Annotated in this window: 22 protein-coding genes and 1 tRNA gene; 17 read left to right on the top strand and 6 right to left on the bottom strand. The window is 62.9% G+C overall.

The window, feature by feature from the left end; genetic code table 11:
* Positions 1–26: 26 nt before the first annotated feature.
* The gene (locus VSX56_RS09375; RefSeq protein ID WP_350936617.1) at positions 27–782 is read right to left on the bottom strand and encodes an N-formylglutamate amidohydrolase; all 756 of its coding nucleotides are present in this window, start codon (positions 780–782) and stop codon (positions 27–29) included.
* A 155-nt stretch (positions 783–937) separates the two neighbouring features.
* On the opposite strand from VSX56_RS09375, the gene pyk reads away from it, so the two are divergent.
* From pyk to VSX56_RS09325, 10 genes are all read left to right on the top strand, one after another.
* Positions 938–2392, top strand: a complete 1455-nt coding sequence (gene pyk, locus VSX56_RS09370; RefSeq protein WP_339114012.1) for a pyruvate kinase — start codon at positions 938–940, stop codon at positions 2390–2392.
* Positions 2393–2523: 131 nt separating this feature from the next.
* The gene (locus tag VSX56_RS09365; protein WP_350936615.1) at positions 2524–2751 is read left to right on the top strand and encodes a hypothetical protein; all 228 of its coding nucleotides are present in this window, start codon (positions 2524–2526) and stop codon (positions 2749–2751) included.
* A gap of 142 nt (positions 2752–2893) precedes the next feature.
* Entirely contained in the window at positions 2894–3094 is a 201-nt protein-coding gene (gene rpmI, locus VSX56_RS09360) for a 50S ribosomal protein L35 (RefSeq protein ID WP_339108460.1), read from the top strand.
* 18 nt (positions 3095–3112) lie between these two features.
* Positions 3113–3472, top strand: a complete 360-nt coding sequence (gene rplT / locus VSX56_RS09355) for a 50S ribosomal protein L20 (RefSeq protein WP_339114014.1) — start codon at positions 3113–3115, stop codon at positions 3470–3472.
* Positions 3473–3630: 158 nt separating this feature from the next.
* On the top strand, positions 3631–4764 hold the full coding sequence (locus VSX56_RS09350; protein WP_350936612.1) for an acyltransferase family protein: 1134 nt from the start codon (positions 3631–3633) through the stop codon (positions 4762–4764).
* 89 nt (positions 4765–4853) lie between these two features.
* The gene (gene pheS, locus VSX56_RS09345; RefSeq protein ID WP_350936610.1) at positions 4854–5936 is read left to right on the top strand and encodes a phenylalanine--tRNA ligase subunit alpha; all 1083 of its coding nucleotides are present in this window, start codon (positions 4854–4856) and stop codon (positions 5934–5936) included.
* A 222-nt stretch (positions 5937–6158) separates the two neighbouring features.
* Positions 6159–6656 (top strand): hypothetical protein, encoded by a 498-nt coding sequence (locus tag VSX56_RS09340; RefSeq protein ID WP_339114017.1) that lies wholly within the window; start codon positions 6159–6161, stop codon positions 6654–6656.
* 10 nt (positions 6657–6666) lie between these two features.
* Entirely contained in the window at positions 6667–6960 is a 294-nt protein-coding gene (locus VSX56_RS09335; protein ID WP_339114018.1) for a YrhK family protein, read from the top strand.
* 72 nt (positions 6961–7032) lie between these two features.
* Entirely contained in the window at positions 7033–9441 is a 2409-nt protein-coding gene (gene pheT, locus VSX56_RS09330; protein ID WP_350936607.1) for a phenylalanine--tRNA ligase subunit beta, read from the top strand.
* A gap of 143 nt (positions 9442–9584) precedes the next feature.
* Positions 9585–9854: a DksA/TraR family C4-type zinc finger protein gene (locus VSX56_RS09325; protein WP_339114020.1), complete on the top strand. Its 270-nt coding sequence runs from the start codon at positions 9585–9587 to the stop codon at positions 9852–9854.
* On the opposite strand, the gene VSX56_RS09320 is transcribed toward VSX56_RS09325, so the two are convergent.
* The 4 genes from VSX56_RS09320 to putA all read right to left on the bottom strand — a co-directional run bounded on the left by VSX56_RS09320 (position 9855) and on the right by putA (position 14810).
* Entirely contained in the window at positions 9855–10211 is a 357-nt protein-coding gene (locus tag VSX56_RS09320) for a VOC family protein (RefSeq protein ID WP_339114021.1), read from the bottom strand.
* A gap of 43 nt (positions 10212–10254) precedes the next feature.
* Entirely contained in the window at positions 10255–10950 is a 696-nt protein-coding gene (locus VSX56_RS09315) for a helix-turn-helix transcriptional regulator (protein ID WP_350936604.1), read from the bottom strand.
* Positions 10947–11327: a GFA family protein gene (locus tag VSX56_RS09310; protein WP_350936602.1), complete on the bottom strand. Its 381-nt coding sequence runs from the start codon at positions 11325–11327 to the stop codon at positions 10947–10949. The genes VSX56_RS09315 and VSX56_RS09310 overlap by 4 nt, the downstream gene beginning before the upstream one ends.
* Positions 11328–11414: 87 nt before the next feature.
* Positions 11415–14810 (bottom strand): bifunctional proline dehydrogenase/L-glutamate gamma-semialdehyde dehydrogenase PutA, encoded by a 3396-nt coding sequence (putA, locus tag VSX56_RS09305; protein WP_350936599.1) that lies wholly within the window; start codon positions 14808–14810, stop codon positions 11415–11417.
* Positions 14811–14918: 108 nt separating this feature from the next.
* Here putA and VSX56_RS09300 point away from each other — a divergent pair, with 108 nt between their 5' ends.
* Positions 14919–15398: an Lrp/AsnC family transcriptional regulator gene (locus tag VSX56_RS09300; RefSeq protein WP_339114025.1), complete on the top strand. Its 480-nt coding sequence runs from the start codon at positions 14919–14921 to the stop codon at positions 15396–15398.
* On the opposite strand, the gene VSX56_RS09295 is transcribed toward VSX56_RS09300, so the two are convergent.
* Entirely contained in the window at positions 15382–15795 is a 414-nt protein-coding gene (locus VSX56_RS09295; RefSeq protein ID WP_350936597.1) for an META domain-containing protein, read from the bottom strand. The two genes, VSX56_RS09300 and VSX56_RS09295, sit on opposite strands and share 17 nt — an antisense overlap.
* Positions 15796–15983: 188 nt before the next feature.
* On the opposite strand from VSX56_RS09295, the gene VSX56_RS09290 reads away from it, so the two are divergent.
* From VSX56_RS09290 to trxA, 6 genes are all read left to right on the top strand, one after another.
* Positions 15984–16448, top strand: coding sequence for an Lrp/AsnC family transcriptional regulator (locus tag VSX56_RS09290; RefSeq protein WP_350936595.1), 465 nt, complete (start codon positions 15984–15986; stop codon positions 16446–16448).
* A gap of 103 nt (positions 16449–16551) precedes the next feature.
* Positions 16552–18510, top strand: coding sequence for a heme lyase CcmF/NrfE family subunit (locus VSX56_RS09285; protein ID WP_350936592.1), 1959 nt, complete (start codon positions 16552–16554; stop codon positions 18508–18510).
* 9 nt (positions 18511–18519) lie between these two features.
* Positions 18520–18984: a cytochrome c-type biogenesis protein gene (locus VSX56_RS09280; RefSeq protein ID WP_339114029.1), complete on the top strand. Its 465-nt coding sequence runs from the start codon at positions 18520–18522 to the stop codon at positions 18982–18984.
* 52 nt (positions 18985–19036) lie between these two features.
* Positions 19037–19119 (top strand) — tRNA-Leu (locus VSX56_RS09275).
* A 123-nt stretch (positions 19120–19242) separates the two neighbouring features.
* Entirely contained in the window at positions 19243–20031 is a 789-nt protein-coding gene (locus tag VSX56_RS09270; RefSeq protein ID WP_339114030.1) for an exodeoxyribonuclease III, read from the top strand.
* Positions 20032–20115: 84 nt separating this feature from the next.
* Entirely contained in the window at positions 20116–21033 is a 918-nt protein-coding gene (gene trxA, locus VSX56_RS09265) for a thioredoxin (protein WP_350936588.1), read from the top strand.
* The last annotated feature ends 5 nt before the right edge of the window (positions 21034–21038 follow it).

Genomic DNA, 21038 nt, shown 5'->3' with positions numbered 1-21038 from the left:
ACAGTTGGGTGCTTCGGGTATGATTGTTATGGGTTCTGGAGGCTGTCCAATGCCTGTGTCAGAAGCGGAGCAAGCCGCGCGGCCCAACCCTTCTGCTGCTCTTCCGTTACAATCAGGTCCTGCCGCAGTTCGATCAGCGTATTGAGGCGTCCCGATTGCAGCGCATGGCGGTCGATGGAGTCGCCCGCGAGATGGCCTTTATAGGGTTCGTTATCGCCGGTCGGGATATGTTGGGCATGTAGCGCCGCGATCAGCGGTTCGGCCAGACGGCGGTCGCGCGGGTCCGACAGGATCCCCACCTGCCACGGCCGCGGCGGGCGTCCGCGCAGCTGCGGTGTGAAGGAATGGATCGCGCAGATCACGGTATCCTCGCGTCGCGCGGCCAGTGTCTCCAGCGCCGCGTGATAGGGGCGGTGCAGGCGCTCCAGACGGCGGGCCTTCTCGGTGCGGTCGGCATGGCGGTTGGCAGGGATGATCGTCCCGTCATAAAGCTTCATCAGGAGCGTGGGGTCGGCCTCGCCGCGGTTCGGGTCGATGACGAGCCGCGAGAAATCCGAACTGATCATCGGCGCGCCCATGAGATCGGCCAGTGCACGGGCCACCCCCAGCGCGCCCGGATCATAGGCGATATGGCGCCCCATATCTTCGGGCGGCAGCCCCAGATCGCCGCCATTGATCCAGTCGGGCACATGGTTGGTGGCGTGATCACAGGTAATCAGCCAGCGCGACGCTCGGTCGATGCCGTGGATATGGAAGGCAGGGTTGGTCGGGGGTGCGGTCATGGGGAAGCGTCCGATGTCACGTATTCTTAGTTTTATTACTGCATTGACGTGAATAAGCGAGCCTGCCCCGAAGTGCCAGTTGATCCTGCGACAAAATTGCGCAATACCTTGGGCCGGCCCACGACTAAATTGTAATTCCTAGCCAACGAGGTCGCATGAGACGCCTTCGCAAAGTAAAGATCGTCGCCACTCTGGGCCCTGCATCTTCCGATTATGAAACCATTCGCGGTCTGTTCGAAGCCGGAGCCGATGTGTTCCGCCTGAACATGAGCCACGGGACGCATGACGAGCAGCGCGCGCGCTACGACATCATCCGTCAGGTTGAAGAAGATCTGGGGCGCCCGATCGCCGTGCTGGCGGACCTTCAGGGTCCCAAGCTCCGCGTCGGGGTGTTCGCAGAGGGGTCGGAAGATCTCGTGGAGGGCGATGCCTTCCGTCTGGATCTCGACGAGACCGCCGGGGACAAGACCCGCGTCTGTCTGCCCCATCCCGAAATTTTTGCAGCTCTCGAGGCTGGCACCACGCTTTTGGTCAATGACGGCAAGATCCGCCTGAAGGTCGAGAAATGCGGTCCGGATTTCGCCGATTGCACCGTGACAGTGGGAGGGACCATCTCCAACCGCAAGGGCGTGAACGTGCCGGATGTGGTTCTGCCGATCCCCGCATTGTCGCCCAAGGACAAGAAAGATCTGGAATTCGCCTGCCAGCTGGGCGCCGACTGGCTCGCGCTCAGCTTCGTGCAGCGTGCCGATGACGTGCTCGAGGCGAGAGCTATGGCGCAGGGCCGTGCTCTCATTCTGTCCAAGATCGAGAAACCGGCCGCCGTGAAAGCCTATGACGAGATCCTTGAGGTCTCCGACGGGATCATGGTCGCGCGGGGTGACCTTGGCGTCGAACTGCCTGTGCAGAACGTGCCGCCAATCCAGAAGAAGCTGGTGCGCAAGGCGCGTGCGGCAGCCAAGCCCGTGATCGTCGCGACGCAGATGCTGGAATCGATGATCGAGAGCCCGATGCCGACCCGCGCCGAGGTCTCCGATGTGGCGACCGCCATCTACGAAGGTGCGGATGCGGTGATGCTGTCGGCGGAATCTGCGGCGGGCCGCTATCCCATCGAAGCGGTCAAGACGATGAACAATGTCGCCGAGCAGGTCGAAGGCGATTCGACCTATCGAGAGGTCATCAATTCCAGCCGGACCTTCACCGCTGCGCGTCGTCAGACCGTTGCGGACGGGATCGTGGCCGCAGCCCGCGAGATCGCGGAGACCACCGATATCGCGGCGATCAGCTGCTACACCCAGACGGGGACCTCGGTGCGTCTGGTGGCGCGCGAGCGTCCGCAGGTGCCGATCGTCGCACTGTCTCCGGTGACGAAGACACTGCGCAAGATCTGCCTCACCTGGGGTGTGCATGCGATCAAATCCGAAGAGGTGGGTCGCTTCAAGATGGCCGTGGTCAATGCGGTCCGCGCGGTGCGCGATGTGGGGCTGGCCGAAGAAACCGACCAGATCGTCGTGGTGGCGGGTGTGCCCTTCAATGTCGAAGGCACGACCAACATCCTGCGCGTGGCGCCCTGCGACGAGCGCCAGATCTTCCGCACCGAGCCGGAATAAGGCCACCATTGTCGCCCGGCGCGCCTGACGGCGCGTCCGCGGCGCGCGAAACCCTCTAGCCTAATCCCCACCCCGGACATACGCTGTCCGGGGTGGGTCTCTTTTACAGGGACGGTCGTGAGGGTGCGTCGATGCTGGCGGATATATGTCTGACCTTCGGTCTGCTGGTTCTGGTCTTTGCTGCTCCAGCGGGGGTTTCGGCCTATTCCGAGATGCAGCCGCCCAGATTTGCGGCGGTTACGGCGGTGTTGGGCGGCGTTCTGGTTCTTGTGGCATTCCTCATCGCGCCTGAGGGTTATGGCTGGGGCGATATCCCCGATGCCGTGGCCCGTGTGGTGGCGCAGGTTCTTCGGGAGTAGGCTCCTGAAGGGGCAGAGGGCTTGAAATAAGGCTTGCAATAGATCCCGAACCTTTCTAGAAGGCGCGTTCTAGACGGCCGCGCGGCCGGCCACGAGGCATGCCGAGTCGCGCGTAAACCCCTCTTACGTTAAGGAGACGGAAATGCCCAAGATGAAAACCAAATCCGCTGCCAAGAAGCGGTTCAAGTTCACCGCGAACGGCCATGTCAAAGTTGGTCACGCAGGTAAGCGCCACGGCATGATCAAGCGGACCACGAAGTTCATTCGTAACACCGCTGGCACCATGGTCCTGTGCGACTCCGACGAGAAAATCGTCAAAAAATACATGCCGTACAACCGCTGATACTGGGAGACTTGAACTATGGCACGCGTTAAATCCGGTAAGGTCACCCACGCCCGTCACAAGAAGGTCCTGAAGGCCGCAAAAGGTTACTACAGCTCGCGCTCGCGTAACTTCCGCACCGCCACTCAGGCCGTCGACAAGGCAAACCAGTACGCAACCCGCGACCGTAAGGCGCGCAAGCGTAATTTCCGCTCGCTCTGGATCCAGCGTATCAACGCAGGTGTCCGCGCAATCGACGCCGAAATGACCTACTCGAAATTCATCAACCTGCTCGCAGTTGCCGGTATCGAAGTGGACCGCAAGGTTCTCGCCGATCTGGCCGTCCACGAGCCGGAAGCCTTCGCTGCAATCGTTGCACAGGCAAAAGCAGCAGCCTGATCGCTGCCGCACCGATGAGTTCTTGAAAGCCCGTACCGAAAGGTGCGGGCTTTTGCATGTGTGAAGCGTCGTTTCCGACAGAAGCTTGCTGCAGCGCAGCAAACGTGCTTTATTTAATTTTAATTTATTTTCTCCATTTCAGCCCCGCAGGAGTGATTATGCTCGCTAGTGGTCTAGGCCGGAAAAATTTCCTTGCAGCCGGCAATTCGGAAACGACGAAGCTGGCTTCTTACCCGATGTTCGACTGGCTGCGTTTTGTATTGGCGTCGCTGGTGGTCATGGTCCATGCGCATCTGCCAGGTATACCGGGACACGCCGGAGGTCTGTCGGTAGGGGTGTTCTTTGCGCTGAGCGGCTGGCTGATCGGGTCGATCCTGCTTCGGACCTCGGTGACGGATCTGCCACATTTCTTCTTCAATCGCGCGACGCGGATCTGGCTGCCCTACGCTGCGGCAGTCGCACTGCTTTACACCGCCGCCGCTGTGCGCGAGGGCACCGGCTTTTTCTGGCTGAAATATCTGGTGATGGATCTGACCTTCACCCACCAGATTTTCACCATTTTCCCCGTGGCGAAATTCGAAATGCCGCTCGACGGGTCCGGGAACCAGTTCTGGAGCCTTGCCGTCGAAGAGCAATTCTATCTTTGGGCGCCCTTGGTGATCATTGGCCTGCCATGGGGGCGTAAAGCACTGACTTGGGTTGTGGTCTCTGCGGTGCTTTTGTCGGTCTACCCCTATTTCGGAAATATTGCTCTGGGCGTTCTGGCTGCCATCTTGCAGCGCGACTATGACCTCACGGAGCGTCCGTGGGTGCGGCGACTGACTGTATTAGTGGCTCTCGGGCTTGGTTTCCTGTTGTTTGGACCTGTGGATGTCTCTGTGCCGCCCGCAGTGCAGGCATTGTTCTGTGTATCGGTTGTGCTGGCGCTGTCGCAAAGCGGCCCGCGGTCTTCTGTGGGTAAGTTCTTGGGCGGGATTTCTTTTCCGCTGTATCTTAACCACTGGCTGGGGCTGGCGCTCTGCCACGGGATCGCCAATCAGTTCGGGCAGGGGGATGCGCTCTGGCTGCCCTTCGTGCAATATGCAGCGGCTTTTGCGATTACGCTGCCAATGTATCTGATGATCGATTGCGTGGTCATGAAGCGCCGGTCGGGCTGGTATAATGCAGTGGTCGGACGTCGCGTGATGTTTGCGGCCTACGCGCTTTTTGCCGTTGGAATGCTTTCGGGCGTGCTGATGTATACTTATGGTCCGCATGCCGAGCTTCCCCAGACCATCGCCTCGGCAGAGTGAATGCGGCTTCGGGCGGGGTTCTGCGCGAGAGCCGCTTGAATTTCGCCCCTGACAGGGCTAGCAACGGCCCCGACATTATGGAGAGGCAGATGAACGATCTCGACCAGCTTCGCACGAAGTATCTTTCCGGCGTGGCGGATGCCGCGGATGAGGCAGCTCTGGAAGAGCTGCGTCTGGCTGGGCTTGGCAAAAAGGGCGAAATCAGCCTGATGATGCGCGAGCTGGGCAAGATGAGTCCGGAAGAAAAGCAGACCTTCGGCAAGGCCCTCAACGAGCTGAAAAACGAGATTGACGCCGCTCTGCGCGAGAAGAAACAGGCGCTGGCCGATGCGGCTCTCGAGGCGCGCCTGCAAGACGAGTGGCTCGATGTTACCCTGCCGGGCCGTCCGCGCCGCCAGGGCACCATCCACCCTGTCTCTCAGGTGATGGATGAGGTGACCGCGATCTTCGCGGATATGGGCTTCTCGGTGGCCGAAGGACCGCAGGTCGAAGATGACTGGCATAATTTCGACGCGCTCAACATCGCGCCCGAGCACCCCGCCCGCCAAGAGCATGACACCTTCTTCATGCATCGCGACGAGGGCGATAACCGCCCGCCGCATGTGCTGCGCACCCATACCAGCCCCGTGCAGATCCGCGCGATGCAGGAAAAAGGCGCGCCGATCCGCGTGATCGCGCCGGGCCGTGTCTACCGCATGGATATGGACCAGACCCATACGCCGATGTTCCACCAGATCGAGGGGCTGGCGATCGGCCGCGACATCTCGATGGCGAACCTGAAATGGGTGCTGGAAGAGTTCTGCAAGGCCTTCTTCGAGGTCGATAATGTCGAGCTGCGCTTCCGCGCCTCGCATTTCCCCTTCACCGAGCCCTCGGCCGAGGTCGATATCCGGTGCTCGTGGGAAGGCAAACAGCTGAAGATCGGCGAAGGCGACGGCTGGATGGAAATCTTGGGCTCCGGCATGGTCCACCCCAAGGTTCTCGAGGCTGCTGGCGTGGATTCTACCCAATATCAGGGCTTTGCCTTCGGGATCGGGATCGACCGTCTGGCGATGCTGAAATACGGTATCCCCGATCTGCGCGCATTCTTCGATAGCGATCTGCGCTGGCTGAAACATTACGGCTTTGCGCCGCAGGATATGCCCAGCGTTCTGGGCGGCCTGAGCCGCTGATCTTCCTTACGCTTTCGCACAATGCCGCGCCTTCGGGAGCGGCATTGCGCATTTCTACCCAGGCGAAAGCTCTGCCCAAGAAATGGGCAACGAGCAGCATCCCGCCGACGGTTTGCACCGATATTAACAGCTTGGTCATCAACTTCACGCCAAGTGGCTAGCCGCACCGCCATGGCCCGCTATGGTCGATGGAAACGCAAATTGACGAACCGGAGGGATCTCATGAGCTGGGGTGGTTTGATATTTCTGATGGTGCTGGGCTGTGTCGTCAGCCTCGCGGGCCAGCTATATGTCTGGGGCAAGGGCCCGACGCGCACGCGCGACGCGGAGTATGAGGCGGGGATCACCCGCATCGGTGCGGCAAGCCTTGGCGGGGTGATCCTGTTCATCTTCCTGCTGGCCATTGGGGTGGATAACATCTCGCCGCTGGCAAGCTATATGGCCTTCGCTACCGGTATCTGTGTCACGCTGGTCATTGCCTGGGCCGATACACGCCAGACGATGAACGAGCGCAACTATGATCTGGGCATGAAATATGACGCCGTGATGTTTGTCGTGGCCGCGATGCATGTGGTCTTCGGGATCATGATGGGGTCGTTCGGCTGGAATTTCGATATGCTCAGCCTAATCTTTGTCGAGCTGGTGATCGTTCTGGTCAGCGTGATCTTCCGCTCGGTCTTCAAGGCCGCTGCCAGCGAGGCGGGAGAGCACGCCCACTAACGGGTGCTCGATGAAAATATCCGGAAAGCCACTGTTTCACCGCGATCAACGCGGTGATTCACATGAAAAACGCAAGCTCTATGCCGCCTATGAACTCGCCTATACGCTGGTCGATTTCGGAGCGGCATTCTGCTTTGTGGTGGGGTCGGTCATGTTCTTCTCCGAGGCATGGATGACACCCGGCACTTGGCTGTTCCTGATCGGCTCGATCCTGTTTGCCGCCAAGCCGACGATCCGTCTGGTCCGCGAAATCCGGCTTTTGCAGATGGGCGATGCAAAGGATGTCGCGAAGCGGCAGGACTGACCTTCCCATCGGGTCCCTTATCGGCTAGGACAGGCCCGCATCCCGTACGGGGAATAGACGAAGGGTTGACCCATGAAATTCACGCTGAGCTGGCTGAAAGAGCATCTGGACACCGAGGCAAGCCTTGACGAGATCCTCTATGCACTGACCGATCTGGGACTCGAGGTGGAAGAGGTCATCGACCCCGCCTCCAAGCTGGCCAGCTTTACCATCGCCAAAGTGGTCCATGCCGAGCAGCACCCTGATGCCGACCGCCTGCGTGTGTGCCGAGTGGCCACCGACGAGGGCGAGACACAGATCGTCTGTGGCGCGCCCAATGCCCGCGAAGGTATCACCGTTGTTCTGGCCAAGCCTGGCGATTACGTGCCCGGCCTCGATGTGACCCTGTCGGTCGGCAAGATCCGTGGCGTGGAGAGCTTCGGCATGATGGCCTCCGAGCGCGAGCTGGAGCTGTCGGACGAGCATAACGGCATCATCGAACTGCCCTCGGGCGAGGTCGGCCAGAAATTCGTCGACTGGCTGGCGGTGAACAATCCCGCGGCGGTCGATCCGGTGATCGATATCGCGATCACCCCGAACCGCCCCGATGCACTCGGCGTGCGCGGGATCGCACGCGATCTGGCCGCGCGCGGCTTGGGCAAGCTGAAGCCGCTGGTGGTGACGCCGGTTGCGGGCAGCTTCGACAGCCCCGTCTCCGTGTCGATCGACGCGGGCCTGAAATCCAAGGGCTGCCCCTATTTCGCAGGTCGCGTGATCCGTGGCGTGAAAAACGGCGAGAGCCCCGACTGGCTGAAAAAGCGCCTCGAGGCGATCGGGTTGCGTCCGATCTCGGCGCTGGTCGATATCACCAACTATTTCACCTTCGACCTGAACCGCCCGCTGCATGTGTTCGATGCCGCCAAAGTGGCCGGTGGCCTGCGTATCGAGCCCGCCAAGGGGGGCGAGAGCTTTGCCGCGCTCGACGAGAAAACCTATACCCTGCGCGAAGGCCAGATGGTGATCGTTGATGACAATGGCGTCGAGAGCCTTGCCGGTGTGATGGGCGGAGCGGCCTCGGGCGCAGAGTTCGAGACCGTCGATGTGTTCCTCGAATCCGCCTATTGGGACCCGATCACCGTGGCGGCCACGGGCCGTGCGCTGAAGATCAATTCCGATGCGCGCTACCGGTTCGAGCGCGGCGTCGATCCGGCCTTCACGCTGAACGGGCTGGAGCTGGCCACGCAGATGGTGCTCGACCTGTGCGGCGGCGAGGCGAGCCATGTGGTATCCGATGGCGCGATGCCGCAGGTGGATCGTGCCTATAAGCTCGACCCCGCCCGCGTGATCAGCCTTGTGGGCATGGAAATCCCCGAGGCGACCCAACGCGCAACGCTCGAGGCGCTCGGTTTCACGCTGGATGGTGATATGGCGACCCCGCCCAGCTGGCGTCCCGATATTCTTGGCGAGGCCGATCTGGTCGAGGAAGTGGCGCGTATCGCCTCGCTCTCGCAGCTGGAAGGCAAGCCGATGGCGCGCGAGACGGCAGGTGTCCCCGAGGCCATTCTCACGCCGCTCCAGCGCCGCGAGAAGATGGCACGTCGCACCATTGCGGGCGCGGGTTACAATGAATGCGTGACCTATAGCTTCATCGATGCGGCCTCCGCCACGCTGTTCGGCGGCGGTCAGGACGCGACGAAGCTGCAGAACCCGATTTCCTCCGAAATGACCCATCTGCGCCCCGACCTGTTGCCGGGTCTGCTGCAGGCCGCATCCCGCAATCAGGCGCGCGGAGCGGGCGATCTGGCGCTCTTCGAGGTTGGCCCCGCATTCACCGGCGGCGAGCCGGGTGAGCAGCATCTGCAGGTTGCGGGGCTTCTGGTGGGCCAAGCAGGCCCGCGTGACCCCTTCGGCTCGCGCCGTCCGGTGGATCTTTACGATGCCAAAGCCGATGCCGAGACCGTGTTGGCGGCCATCGGTGCGCCCGCGCGTGTGCAGATCAACCGCAAGCTTGCTGGCTGGTGGCACCCCGGACGGTCGGGTGTGATGGCGCTCGGTCCGAACGCGCTCTGCGCCTTTGGCGAGATCCATCCCAAGGTCCTGCGCGAAATGGACGTGAAAGGTCCGGCGGTGGCCTTCACCATCTGGCTGGAAAATGTGCCCTTCCCGAAAGCCAAGGGCCCCTCGCGTCCGGCGCTCGAAATGTCCGACCTGCAGGCGGTCGAACGTGACTTCGCCTTTGTCGTGGATGCCAAGACCGAGGTCCTGACGGCGGTAAATGCAGCCTTGGGCGCGGATAAGGCGCTGATCGAGGCGGTGAATGTCTTCGACCAGTTCACCGGTTCGAAAGCGGAAGAACAGATGGGGGCGGGCAAGAAGTCCATCGCCCTCAGCGTCCGCCTGCAGCCGCGCGAGAAGACCCTGACCGATAAGGATATCGAGGCGGTCTCCGCCAAGATCATCGACAAGGTCACCAAAGCGACCAAAGGCAGCCTGCGCAGCTGATCCTTTTTGCGACATTCCTCGACGCCCCTGCCTTTGGCGGGGGCGTTTTTATGTCGATATTCGAACATCGGGTGTCTGCCGCAGGCCTGCGCCCTTGAGCCACGCCCCTATCCTGACCATCTTGAGTGCAGGAGGTATCCGCCATGGCAGGAGGATGGGCCCGCGACGGGGCCGTGAACGAACAGATCGAGGCGTCGGTTCAGGACGAACTGGCCCGCATGCGTCAGCGCCGCGGTCCTGTGGGCGAGAGCGCCGAATTCTGCGTGGAATGCGACGAGCCGATCCCCGAGGCGCGGCGCAAGGCCATTGCGGGTGTGAAGCTCTGCGTCGACTGTCAGGGCGGGCATGATACCCGTCGGGCAAATCGCGGCGGGATGAACCGCCGCGCGTCGAAGGACAGCCTGCTGAAGTGATCAGGCGGCCAGCGCATAGGGCCGCAGACGGTGGCCATCCGGATCGGCGATCATGAAACTGCGGCCAAAGGGCAGGTCTGTCGGTGCCATCAGGACAGGGCCGAGCGTCTGCCAGCGGAGGAACTCTCCCTCGAGATCCCCGGCCTCGCATCTGAAGCCGATTTCGCAGCCTCCGGTCTGACCATTGGGGGCAGGCATGACATTGCCCGTCTGCCAAAGCCCCAGCGTCTGTCCGTCGGGCAGGAGGAACAGCGCGAAAAGATCGCGTTGCTCGACGGGCTTCTGGCCGAAAACCGCCTCGTAAAAAGCGCAGGACCGCGCGATATCGCTGACATAGAGAAAGAGGGTGGTTCGCATGATGTGCTCCTTGTGAATAAAGCCTTCCTAGCGCGTCCCTGTGTCAGTTTCTGTCAGCAGCCATCAGCCCATGTGCGCGGCGCCAGTCATCGAACAGTTTCTTGCGCGGCGGGCGGTAGGTCGCGCCCGTGGCGGTTGCCGCCATGATCCGGTCGGTGCGGAAACTGCGGAAATCCCCGCGCAGTTCGCACCAGCCGAGGAGCACGCGCGACTGGTCGAAAAACGCCAGAGCGACCGGCCAGATCACCCGCTCGGAGAGGGCGCCCTCGCCCGTGCGATAGGTGATGCGCAGCTTCTGCTGCTGGCGGATCGCCTGACGCAGCGCGTCCGATCTGACCTGATCGGGGGCAGGGCGCGGGCCACCCACCACCAATGTGGTGAGGTCCATCTCGGTGCGCAGCGCAGGCGGCACCACGGCGCGCAGCCGCGCGAGCGCGCTTTCGGCCGCGCGTGCCATATCTTCGTCGCCCTTGGTCGCCAGCCAGCGCGCGCCCATTACCAGCGCCTCCAGTTCCTCGACCGGAAATGTCAGCGGCGGCAACAGGAACCCTTCACGCAGAACATAGCCGAGGCCCGCCTCGCCCTCGATCGGCGCGCCTTGGCCCTGAAGGCTTGCAATATCACGGTAAAGCGTGCGCAGGCTGATGCCCAATTCCTGCGCCATAGCGACGCCCGTGACGGGATGGCGATGGCGGCGCAGGATATCCAGAAGCTGGAGCAGCCGCTCGGAGCGGGTCATCTGTCAGAGGGATGATTGATGCCGTCCACCCACGGGATCGGCTCCCAGTCGCGCGGGTTCACGCCCTCGATCGCGCCAAGGTTCACCCCATATTGCGTGGGGTCCGACCGGCGGCGGTGATGGGTGTAGACCCCGCAGGTCTTGCAGAAATAATGCACCGCCGTGTTGGTGTTGAACTGGTAGACGGTCAGGTTGTCCTCGCCCTGCGTGACCGTCAGATCATCGAGCTTCACCGACACGGCCGCGGCGCCGCGTCTGCGGCAGAACGAGCAGTCGCAGCGCCGGGCGGTGTTCAATCCGTCAGCCAGCACGATATCGAGTTTCACGGTGCCACAATGGCAGCTGACGGTTTGCGGGGCTTTGGGGTCGATGATCATGGGTGGCTCCTCCGGTTCGGTCCAGAGTAGCCCGCATCAGGAGGGCTGCAAGTAAAATGGCCTCCCGCGAGGGGAGGCCATCTATGGTTATTTGGCGCCTGCCGAGGCCAGAAGCTGGGCATTGCCGCCCGCTGCCGTGGTGTCGATGCAGATATGGCGCTCGTGCCAGACATGGCCCACATCGGGATGGCCGGTGATCAGCGCGAGGATCGGGCCGTCACGACGGGCGAGCGCCTGCGCATATTTGCGCGCCTCTTCCGGCTTGCCCCAATAAAGCGCGCCCGAGATGCCGCGTTTCGCGGTCAGCCCGTCAGGCGTCACATTGGTCGCGACCTCGGCCACACCGCCAAGCGCCTCGACGGCGGCTTTCTGGTTGCGGGCATCCTCGGCGCTGGGGCCCATGCACAGCAGCGGCGCGCGGGCATGCAGCGTCAGGCGGTTCGATTCACCGGTCGGACCCGGAAGCGAGCGCGCCTCTTGTGGCTTGTCCGAGGGCGCAGAGGTGGTGAAGCGCCACAGATAGTCGGGGCCACCCGCTTTGGGGCCGGTCCCCGAGAGCCCCTCGCCACCGAAGGGCTGGCTGCCCACGACCGCGCCCACCTGATTACGGTTGACGTAGATATTGCCGCAATGGATGCGTTCCGTGACTTCCTGCACGCGATTGTCGATGCGGGTATGCAGCCCGAAGGTCAGCCCGTAGCCCGTGGCATTGACCGCGTCGATCACCTTATGCAGGTCGGCGGATTTGAAGGTCGCGATATGTAGCACCGGGCCGAAGATCTCGCGCGTCATCTCTTCGATGCCGTTCACACGAATGGCGACAGGCGCGCAGAAATGACCTTGGGCGGGGGCGCTGATTTCCTTCAGCACGCGGTTCTCGGCGCGGGCTTGTGCCACATGGGCGCGGATGATGCCTGCGGCCTCATCGTCGATGACGGGGCCCACATCGGTGTCCAGATCCCACGGGTTCTCCACCGACAGCTCGTCCATCGCGTCAAACAGCATCTCTTGAATGGTCGGCGCGATATCTTCCTGCACATAGAGGCAGCGCAGGGCCGAACACCGTTGACCCGCCGATTGGAAGGCTGAGACCAGGATATCGCGCACCGCCTGTTCGGGCAGGGCGGTAGAATCCACGATCATCGCGTTCAGACCACCGGTTTCCGCAATCAGCGGCGCGCCCGGCTCCATCGTGTCGGCCATTGCCTTGCGGATGATCTTGGCGGTCTCGGTGGAGCCGGTGAAGGCCACGCCATTGATCCGCGCGTCCGAGGTCAGGCGCGCGCCCACCGTGGCACCATCGCCGGGCAGAAGTTGCAGCGCCTCGCGCGGCACACCGGCCTCATGCAGGAGTTTCACGGCGAGGGTCGCGATGATCGGCGTTTGCTCGGCGGGTTTGGCCAGCACGGCATTGCCGGTGGCCAGAGCAGCCGCCACTTGCCCGGTGAAGATCGCCAGCGGGAAGTTCCACGGGCTGATGCAGGTGAAGATGCCACGCGCCTGCGCATTCATCGGGATGTTATGGGCATAGAAGTGCAGGAAATCGACCGCTTCGCGCAGTTCGGCCACAGCATCGAGCTGGATCTTGCCGGCCTCGCGGGCGAGTGCCGCAAACAGCTCGCCGTAATGCGCCTCGTAAAACGCTGCGGCACGGTTGAGCACCTCGGCACGCTCGGTCTCGGAGGCGGTCCAGGGCTGGGCTGCGGCAAGGGCGGTCTCGACATCGGCCTCCGAGGCATTAAGCACCTGACCGATCACCTCGCCGCTTGCGGGGTTGAGCGCGGCCACGGCGGCCAGCGGCTGGGCGGTGCCTGCGATCAGCGGGCGGGCCTCGAAACGGGCGGTCTTGAAGGGCGCACGGGCGGCATCAATGGTGGCCAGAGCCTCGCGCTCGGTCAGATCGAAGCCCGTCGAGTTCTTGCGGGTGCCGAACAGGGCCTCGGGCTTGCGCAGGATCGGGTTTTCCACATGGCGGGTGGTCTCGACCTGCGCGAAGGGGCAGGCGGCCACTTCCTCGGGGGTCACATCCTCATCGACGATCTGGTTCACGAAGCTGGAATTCGCGCCGTTTTCCAGCAGACGACGCACCAGATAGGCCAGCAGGTCGCGATGCGCGCCGCAGGGTGCATAGATCCGGCAACGGGTCTTCAGATCGCCCAGCACGATATCATGCAGACGCTCGCCCATGCCATGCAGGCGCTGGAACTCGAAATTGCGGCGGTCTTCGCCCTCGGTCATTTCCAGAACGGCGGACACGGTATGCGCGTTATGGCCGGCAAATTGCGGATAGATGCGGTCGCGCAGGCTCAGCAGTTTGCGGGCATTGGCGATATAGCTGACATCGGTCGAGGCCTTGCGCGTGAAAACGGGGAAATCCCTGAGCCCCATTACCTGCGCGCGCTTCACTTCGGCATCCCAATAGGCGCCCTTCACCAGACGGACCATGATCTTGCGGTCGTGGCGGCCCGCCAGATCGTAAAGCCAATCGAGCGCCTGTGCGCAACGGCGGCCATAGGCCTGCACCACCACGGCAAAGCCGTCCCAACCCGCAAGAGAGGGATCGGCCAGAACCGCCTCGATCACCTTGAACGACAGCGTCATGCGGTCGACTTCTTCGGCGTCGACGGTGAAGCTCATATCGGCGGCGGCGGCCTTTTGCGCCAGACGCAGCACGACCGGCACCAGCTCGGCCATCACGCGCTCTTCCTTGGCGATCTCGTAGCGCGGATGCAGCGCCGAGAATTTCACCGAGATGCCCGGGTTGTCATAGAGGTGACCCTTACGGCAGTTGGTGGCGATGGCGTCGATGGCGTTCGAGTAATCTTCCTCGTAGCGCTTGGCGTCCTTCATGGTGCGGGCGGCCTCGCCCAGCATGTCATAGCTGTAGGAATAGCCCTTGGCTTCCTGTTTCTTGGCGCGTTCCATCGCGGAATGGATGGTCTCGCCCAGCACGAACTGGCGGCCCATCTCCTTCATCGCGCGGCCCACGGCCTTGCGGATCACCGGCTCGCCCAGACGGCGGATCGCGCCGCGCAGATGGCCTGCCATCCCCGGCGGGCGGTCGTCGAGCACCTTGCCCGTCAGCATCAGCCCCCAAGTCGAGGCATTGACCAGCGGCGAAGCGGAATGGCCCAAGTGCTTGCCCCAATCCGAGGGCGCGATCTTGTCTTCGATCAGCGCATCCATCGTATCGGCATCGGGCACGCGCAACAGCGCCTCGGCCAGACACATCAGCGCGATGCCTTCCTCGGTCGAGAGACCATATTCCGCCAGAAACACTTCCATCAGGCCCGGACGGCTATCGGCGCGGATGCGGCGCACCAGCTCGGCCCCGCGTGCGGTGATCTTGGCCCGTGCGGCCTCGTCCAGCGCGGCCTGTGCGATCAGACGGTCCAGAAGGGGTTCTTCGGGTTGCAGGGTCAGAGCGTCGATCTGGCGCAGATCCAGTGCCGGTTCGGCGAGGGTAGATGAAATTTTGGTCATGGCGGGCCTCGAACAAGGGATTTGATCCACAGTAGCGCGAATATGCCTTTTGTTTTGCCTATTGATTGGTGATTATTGGACGAAGAAACCAAATATAAGCAAATTGACATGCCAAATGATCTGCCGGATCTCGATAATTACGACCAGAAGATTCTCGCGGCCCTTTCCGAGGAGGGCCGGATCTCGGTGACCGAGCTGGCCCGCCGTGTCGGGCTGACCAAAACGCCAGTGCAGGCACGGATGAAGCGGCTCGAGGAACTGGGCGTGATCAAGGGCTATCGCGCCGTGCTCAGCCCGATCCGGATGGGGCTGAGCCATGTGGCTTTTGTCGAGGTGCGGCTTCTCGATACGCGCGAGGTTTCGCTGGCGGCCTTCAACCGCGCGGTGCGTGCGCTGCCCGAGGTGGAGGAGTGCCATATGATCGCGGGCGGGTTCGATTACCTGCTGAAAGTCCGCACCCGCGATATCTCCGATTACCGGCGCGTGATGGGCGAGAAGATCTCGGCGCTGCCGCATGTGTCCTCGACCACGACCTATGTCGCGATGGAGACGGTGATGGACGCTTCGGCGATTAGCCCGCAGGTCTGACTGCGGTCATCACCGTTTCACCATCCGCCTGAAGGGCGATTCCGTCCGCCGTAGGGAGGACCCCATCCACACGGCCAAGAGCCGTATGGAATGCCTGTTCGATCTGCATCTGCGGGGCGGGGCACATCATGCGGGTGCCAACAAGCGCCCCGATATGCAGCTTGCCCGCGCGGGCCTCGACCGGCGCGCTGTAGCGGTTGCATCCCGAACGCCCCGCGATCTGTCCCGTCTCGGCGCGCAGGAGCGTGACGTCGGCGCTCTCCGGCACGGGGCTCCCGCCGATCTGCGTGATCTGCCATGTTTCTCCCACGACCAGCGGCGCGAGCGGATCGGCGGCAGGCGTGCTCTGGCAGGCGGCGAGAGGGAGGAGGAGAAGGGCGGTCAGGACAGGGCGCATGGAGGCTCACTCCGGTTGAACAAGACGGGTCGGGGCAGGCTAGATCCGGCAGCGGGGGAGGGGAAGAGAATTAGCTTGCTTAATGCTCGTAAATTCAGCAGATACGCCGCGTAAGAAGCCCTGCTTGTGCAAGGACAGCCCGCGAATGCGGTGTCTGTTGCAAAATCCATAAGACCCCGAGGTGGTTCATGAAAGGTGAGAGCGTCCATACGGATCCGCTCGACGAGACGGATCGTCGTCTGATTGCGGCACCGCGTCGCGATGGTCGCGCGGCGGTGTCCGAACTGGCGATCCAGCTCAATCTGTCGCGTGCCACGGTGCGCTCGCGGATCGAGAAGATGGTCGCGCGCGGCGAGATCACCGGTTTTTCGGTGACTACCCGTTCAGATGCGCCGCAGGCGGCGGTGCGGGGCATCATGATGCTGGAGATCGATGGCCGCCAGACCGATCAGATCGTGCAGAATCTGCTGGGCCTGCCATTGGTGCAGGCGGTGCATACCACCAATGGCCAATGGGATCTTCTGGTCGAAGTCGGAGCGCCCGCTCTGCCGGAATTCGATGACCTTCTGCTGGTGATCCGCGCCTTTGACGGGGTGCGCCGCAGCGAGACCAGCCTGCTTCTGGGGACGCATCGCCCGACCGCCCTCGGATAGGCGGCGCGTATTTCAACCCTGCATTCGCGGTTGTGATCTGTCGGGTGCTTTCCCTGACCATGCGTGAGCGGTAAGGTGCCCGCGCAATAGGAGGCCCCCGCGTATGATTGCCGAGCTCGGTCATTTCACCCTCATTCTGGCGCTGTTCGTCGCCATTATCCAATCCGTCGTGCCGATGATCGGGGCGCAGAAGAACTGGCGCGGCTGGATGGCGGTGGCTGGGCCGGCGGCGACCGTGCAGTTTTTGCTGATCGCGACCTCGTTCTTCGCGCTGACCTATGCCTTTGTCGTGTCGGATTTCTCGGTCTCGCTGGTCTACCAGAACAGCCATACCGACAAGCCGATGCTCTATAAGATCTCGGGCGTCTGGGGGAACCACGAGGGCTCGATGCTGCTATGGGTGCTGATCCTGTCGCTCTTCGGGGCGGCGGCGGCATGGTTTGGCGGCAATCTGCCCGCGCGGCTGCGCTCGCGGGTGCTGTCGGTGCAGGGGCTTATCGGGGTGGCCTTCCTGATCTTCATCCTCTTCACCTCCAACCCCTTCCTGCGCATGGCCAATCCGCCGATGAACGGGCGCGGCATGAACCCGCTCCTGCAAGATCCGGGCTTGGCCTTCCACCCGCCCTTCCTCTATCTGGGCTATGTCGGGCTCTCGATGGCCTTCTCCTTTGCGGTGGCGGCCCTGATCGAGGGGCGCGTGGATGCGGCATGGGCGCGTTGGGTGCGCCCGTGGACGCTGGCGGCGTGGATTTTCCTGACTGTCGGTATCGCGCTTGGCTCCATGTGGGCCTATTACGAGCTGGGCTGGGGCGGTTTCTGGTTCTGGGATCCTGTGGAAAACGCCTCCTTCATGCCGTGGCTTCTGGCGGCGGCGCTTCTGCATTGTGCCATCGTGGTGGAAAAGCGCGAGGCGCTGAAAAGCTGGACGATCCTTCTGGCGATTCTGGCCTTCGGCTTCTCGCTGATCGGGACCTTCATCGTCCGCTCGGGTGTCATCACCTCTGTGCATAGCTTTGCCAATGACCCGCAGCGCGGCATCTATATCCTCATCATTCTGGGCATCTTCATCGGCGGGGCGCTCACGCTTTATGCCTTCCGTGCGGGGGCGATGCAGGCGCGCGGCGTGTTCTCCCTGCTCTCGCGCGAGAATGTGCTGGTGCTCAACAATATCCTTCTGGCGATTGCCGCGCTCGTGGTCTTTGTGGGCACGATCTGGCCTCTGGTGGCCGAAATGTTCTGGGGCCGCAAGCTGTCGGTGGGCGCGCCTTTCTTCGACAAGAGCTTCACGCCCTTCTTCATCGCGCTGGCGCTGATCCTGCCGGTGGGGGCGATGATGCCGTGGAAACGCGCCAAGATGGGCCGTGTGCTGCGGCCGCTGATCCCTGCGCTTGTGCTGGCACTGGCGATTGCGGGGCTGGCCTGGACCTTCGAGACCGGACGCTCGATGATGGCGCTGATCGCGACCTTCCTTGGCGCGTGGATCATTCTGGGCGCTATAGCCGAACTGTGGCAGCGCGCGGGCCGCACGCCCGCCCGCCTGACCCGCCTGCCGCGCGCCGATTGGGGCAAGTCGCTGGCGCATTCGGGGCTTGCCGTCACCATCATGGGCGTTGGTCTTCTGACCGCGGGCCAGACCGAGGATATCCGCGTGGCGCAGATCGGCCAGCCTTTCGAGGTCTCCGGCTACCAGATCTCGCTCGACGAGGTGCACCGCCGTCAGGGCCCCAACTATACCGCGACCACCGCGACCATGACCGTCAAACGCGGCGGCGATATCGTGACCGTGCTGCATCCCGAGAAGCGGGTCTTCCCGACCGAGGGCATGCCCACGACCGAGGCCGCGATCCATACCGGCTTCCTGCGCGATATCTATCTGGTGATCGGTGATCCGCAGGAAGATGGCGGCTGGGCAGTGCGCACCTATATCAAACCCTTCGCGATCTGGATCTGGGGCGGCGCGATCATCATGGCGCTTGGCGGGCTTCTCAGCCTGTCGGACCGCCGCTACCGCGTGGCGGTGGGTGCGCGCAAACAGGCCGTGGCAGCCACTCCGGCGGAATGAGGTAGAGCGATGATCCGTAAGGTCTTTCTGGTTCTTTCCCTGATCCTTGTGCAATCTGTGTCGGCCCTGGCCGTCCAGCCCGACGAGATGCTGTCCGATCCGGCGCTCGAGGCGCGTGCCCGCGATCTCAGCGCCGAGCTGCGCTGCCCCGTCTGTCAGGGCGAGAATATCGACGATTCCAATGCCGCCGTGGCGCGCGATCTGCGCGTTCTGGTGCGCGAGCGTCTGGTGGCGGGGGATACCGACCAGCAGGTGCTCGATTATGTCGAGGCGCGCTATGGCGAATATGTCCTGTTCTCGCCACAGGCGACGGGGGTCAACCTGATCCTCTATTTCGCGGCTCCCGTGATCTTCCTGCTGGCGCTTGGCGGGGTTTTCGTCTGGGTGCGCCGTCGCAACCGCGCGAAGGATGCCGGACCCGAGGCGCTCAGTGTCGAGGAAAAGGCACGTCTTGACGAAATTCTGCGGGGGTAACCGCGCCTGCCTCTTGCGCGGGGTGGGCGTTTCGCTTAGCGAAGGCGTCGTTGCGGGCGTGGCGGAATGGTAGACGCATGGGACTTAAACTCCCTGGGGCCTAGGCCCATACCGGTTCGAGTCCGGTCGCCCGTACGGTTTCCCCACGATATGCAAAAGACGATGCCCCTGCCGTCTTCCCCCTTGTGCTTCCAGCCTTTCGCCTTGCGCCCGATCCCCGTTATCGCCACTATCCGCGCGCGTTAAACGGAGACGATCATGAGTTTTACCCTTGCCACCTGGAACATCAATTCGGTCCGCCTGCGCGAGGGGCTGGTCTCTCGTCTGATGCAGGAGGAGGCACCCGATGTGCTGTGTCTGCAGGAGTGCAAGAGCCCTGTGGACAAGATCCCCTTCGAGACCTTCCGTGCGCTGGGATACGAGCACATGGTTGCCCGTGGCCAGAAAGGCTATAACGGCGTCGCAATCTTCTCGAAGATCCCGATGGAGGAAGCGGGCGCCGAGGATTACGCCAATCTGGGCCATGCCCGCCATATCGCGGGACGACTGGCCAACGGCGTGACGGTGCATAATTTCTATGTGCCGGCAGGGGGCGATGTGCCCGACCGCAGTGTGAACGAGAAATTCGGCCAGAAACTCGATTTCCTGACCCATATGCGCGATGAATTCGCCGCCCGCGCGCCCGAGCGCGCCATTCTGGTGGGCGATCTCAACATCGCGCCGCGCGAGGATGATGTCTGGTCGCACAAGCAGCTTCTCAAGATCGTCAGCCACACGCCCGTCGAGGTCGAGCATCTGGCCGATGTGATGCAGGCGGGCAACTGGGTGGATGTGACCCGCAAGGATATTCCCGACGGGCTTCTCTACAGCTGGTGGAGCTACCGCGCGAAGGACTGGGATGCCGCCGACAAGGGACGCCGTCTGGACCATATCTGGGCCACCGCCGATATCGCGGGCGCGGCGTCCGGCTCGCGGATCCTGCGCGATGTGCGCGGCTGGGAGCAGCCCTCCGATCACGCGCCGGTCTTCGCGACCTTCGATCTTTAATTTCGTTCCGGCGGCAAGCGCCCCTTGGCGGGACGCTGCCTTGGACGCATATAGAAACCGACAGAACTCCGAAAGGAAGACAGCATGCTCGGCAATGACATTATCGGGGGCGGAACCGCTCCGGCCACAGACCTGATCAAAGACGTAACCGAAGCCGATTTCATGGCAGAGGTGATCGAGAAATCGCAGACCGTTCCGGTGATCGTCGATTTCTGGGCGCCGTGGTGCGGGCCGTGCAAAACGCTCGGTCCGGCGCTGGAGGCGGCGGTAACCAAGGCCAAGGGCGCTGTGGTCATGGCTAAGGTCAATGTGGACGAGAACCAGATGATCGCCAGCCAGCTGCGCATCCAGTCGATCCCGACGGTCTATGCCTTCTATCAGGGCCAGCCGGTTGACGGCTTCCAGGGCGCGCTTCCCGGCTCGGAGATCGAGAAATTCGTGACCAAGATCGCAGAGATGGGGCCGGGCGCCGATAACGGTCTGGCCGATGCGATTGCGGCCGCCGAAGAGATGCTGTCCGAGGGGGCAGCGGAAGACGCGGCCGAGACCTTTGCCGCCATTCTCGACGAAGAGCCCGAGAATGCCGAGGCCTTTGGCGGGCTGATCCGCGCGCATGTTGCGGCAGGTCAGCTGGATCAGGCGCAGGCCGTGGCCGAAGGTGCCTCGCCCGCACTGGCCAAGGCCGCGCCCGTCGAGGCCGCAATCGCCCAGCTGGCACTGGCGCGGCAATCGGCCAATGCCGGTCCGCAGGCCGAGCTGCAGGCGCAGGTCGATGCCGATCCGTCCGACCATCAGGCGCGGTTCGATCTGGCGCAAGCCCTGTTTGCGGCAGGCAATGCCGAAGGCGCGATCGACCAGCTTCTGGAGCTGTTCCGCCGTGACCGCGAATGGAACGAGGGGGCGGCCAAAACCCAGCTGCAGACCATTTTCGAGGCGCGCAAACCCAATGATCCGCTGGTCTCCAAAGGCCGCCGGAAACTCGCATCGATGATATTTGCTTGATGCGC

Source organism: Thioclava kandeliae, assembly GCF_040297545.1.
Taxonomy (GTDB): Bacteria; Pseudomonadota; Alphaproteobacteria; order Rhodobacterales; family Rhodobacteraceae; genus Thioclava; species Thioclava kandeliae.
Note: the sequence above shows the minus strand (reverse complement) of the source record. Positions and strands in the feature narration are given on the sequence as shown.

What these genes read in the sequence shown, in the direction of transcription:
- trxA (WP_350936588.1), top strand. Translation starts at nt 20,116, where the DNA reads ATGCTCGGCAATGACATTATCGGGGGCGGAACCGCTCCGGCCACAGAC.
- VSX56_RS09320 (WP_339114021.1), bottom strand. Translation starts at nt 10,211, where the DNA reads ATGCGAACCACCCTCTTTCTCTATGTCAGCGATATCGCGCGGTCCTGC.
- rpmI (WP_339108460.1), top strand. Translation starts at nt 2,894, where the DNA reads ATGCCCAAGATGAAAACCAAATCCGCTGCCAAGAAGCGGTTCAAGTTC.
- VSX56_RS09270 (WP_339114030.1), top strand. Translation starts at nt 19,243, where the DNA reads ATGAGTTTTACCCTTGCCACCTGGAACATCAATTCGGTCCGCCTGCGC.
- VSX56_RS09310 (WP_350936602.1), bottom strand. Translation starts at nt 11,327, where the DNA reads ATGATCATCGACCCCAAAGCCCCGCAAACCGTCAGCTGCCATTGTGGC.
- VSX56_RS09290 (WP_350936595.1), top strand. Translation starts at nt 15,984, where the DNA reads ATGAAAGGTGAGAGCGTCCATACGGATCCGCTCGACGAGACGGATCGT.
- VSX56_RS09335 (WP_339114018.1), top strand. Translation starts at nt 6,667, where the DNA reads ATGAAAATATCCGGAAAGCCACTGTTTCACCGCGATCAACGCGGTGAT.
- VSX56_RS09365 (WP_350936615.1), top strand. Translation starts at nt 2,524, where the DNA reads ATGCTGGCGGATATATGTCTGACCTTCGGTCTGCTGGTTCTGGTCTTT.
- VSX56_RS09375 (WP_350936617.1), bottom strand. Translation starts at nt 782, where the DNA reads ATGACCGCACCCCCGACCAACCCTGCCTTCCATATCCACGGCATCGAC.
- putA (WP_350936599.1), bottom strand. Translation starts at nt 14,810, where the DNA reads ATGACCAAAATTTCATCTACCCTCGCCGAACCGGCACTGGATCTGCGC.
- VSX56_RS09300 (WP_339114025.1), top strand. Translation starts at nt 14,919, where the DNA reads ATGCCAAATGATCTGCCGGATCTCGATAATTACGACCAGAAGATTCTC.
- VSX56_RS09350 (WP_350936612.1), top strand. Translation starts at nt 3,631, where the DNA reads ATGCTCGCTAGTGGTCTAGGCCGGAAAAATTTCCTTGCAGCCGGCAAT.
- VSX56_RS09280 (WP_339114029.1), top strand. Translation starts at nt 18,520, where the DNA reads ATGATCCGTAAGGTCTTTCTGGTTCTTTCCCTGATCCTTGTGCAATCT.
- pyk (WP_339114012.1), top strand. Translation starts at nt 938, where the DNA reads ATGAGACGCCTTCGCAAAGTAAAGATCGTCGCCACTCTGGGCCCTGCA.
- VSX56_RS09325 (WP_339114020.1), top strand. Translation starts at nt 9,585, where the DNA reads ATGGCAGGAGGATGGGCCCGCGACGGGGCCGTGAACGAACAGATCGAG.
- VSX56_RS09315 (WP_350936604.1), bottom strand. Translation starts at nt 10,950, where the DNA reads ATGACCCGCTCCGAGCGGCTGCTCCAGCTTCTGGATATCCTGCGCCGC.
- rplT (WP_339114014.1), top strand. Translation starts at nt 3,113, where the DNA reads ATGGCACGCGTTAAATCCGGTAAGGTCACCCACGCCCGTCACAAGAAG.
- pheS (WP_350936610.1), top strand. Translation starts at nt 4,854, where the DNA reads ATGAACGATCTCGACCAGCTTCGCACGAAGTATCTTTCCGGCGTGGCG.
- pheT (WP_350936607.1), top strand. Translation starts at nt 7,033, where the DNA reads ATGAAATTCACGCTGAGCTGGCTGAAAGAGCATCTGGACACCGAGGCA.
- VSX56_RS09295 (WP_350936597.1), bottom strand. Translation starts at nt 15,795, where the DNA reads ATGCGCCCTGTCCTGACCGCCCTTCTCCTCCTCCCTCTCGCCGCCTGC.
- VSX56_RS09340 (WP_339114017.1), top strand. Translation starts at nt 6,159, where the DNA reads ATGAGCTGGGGTGGTTTGATATTTCTGATGGTGCTGGGCTGTGTCGTC.
- VSX56_RS09285 (WP_350936592.1), top strand. Translation starts at nt 16,552, where the DNA reads ATGATTGCCGAGCTCGGTCATTTCACCCTCATTCTGGCGCTGTTCGTC.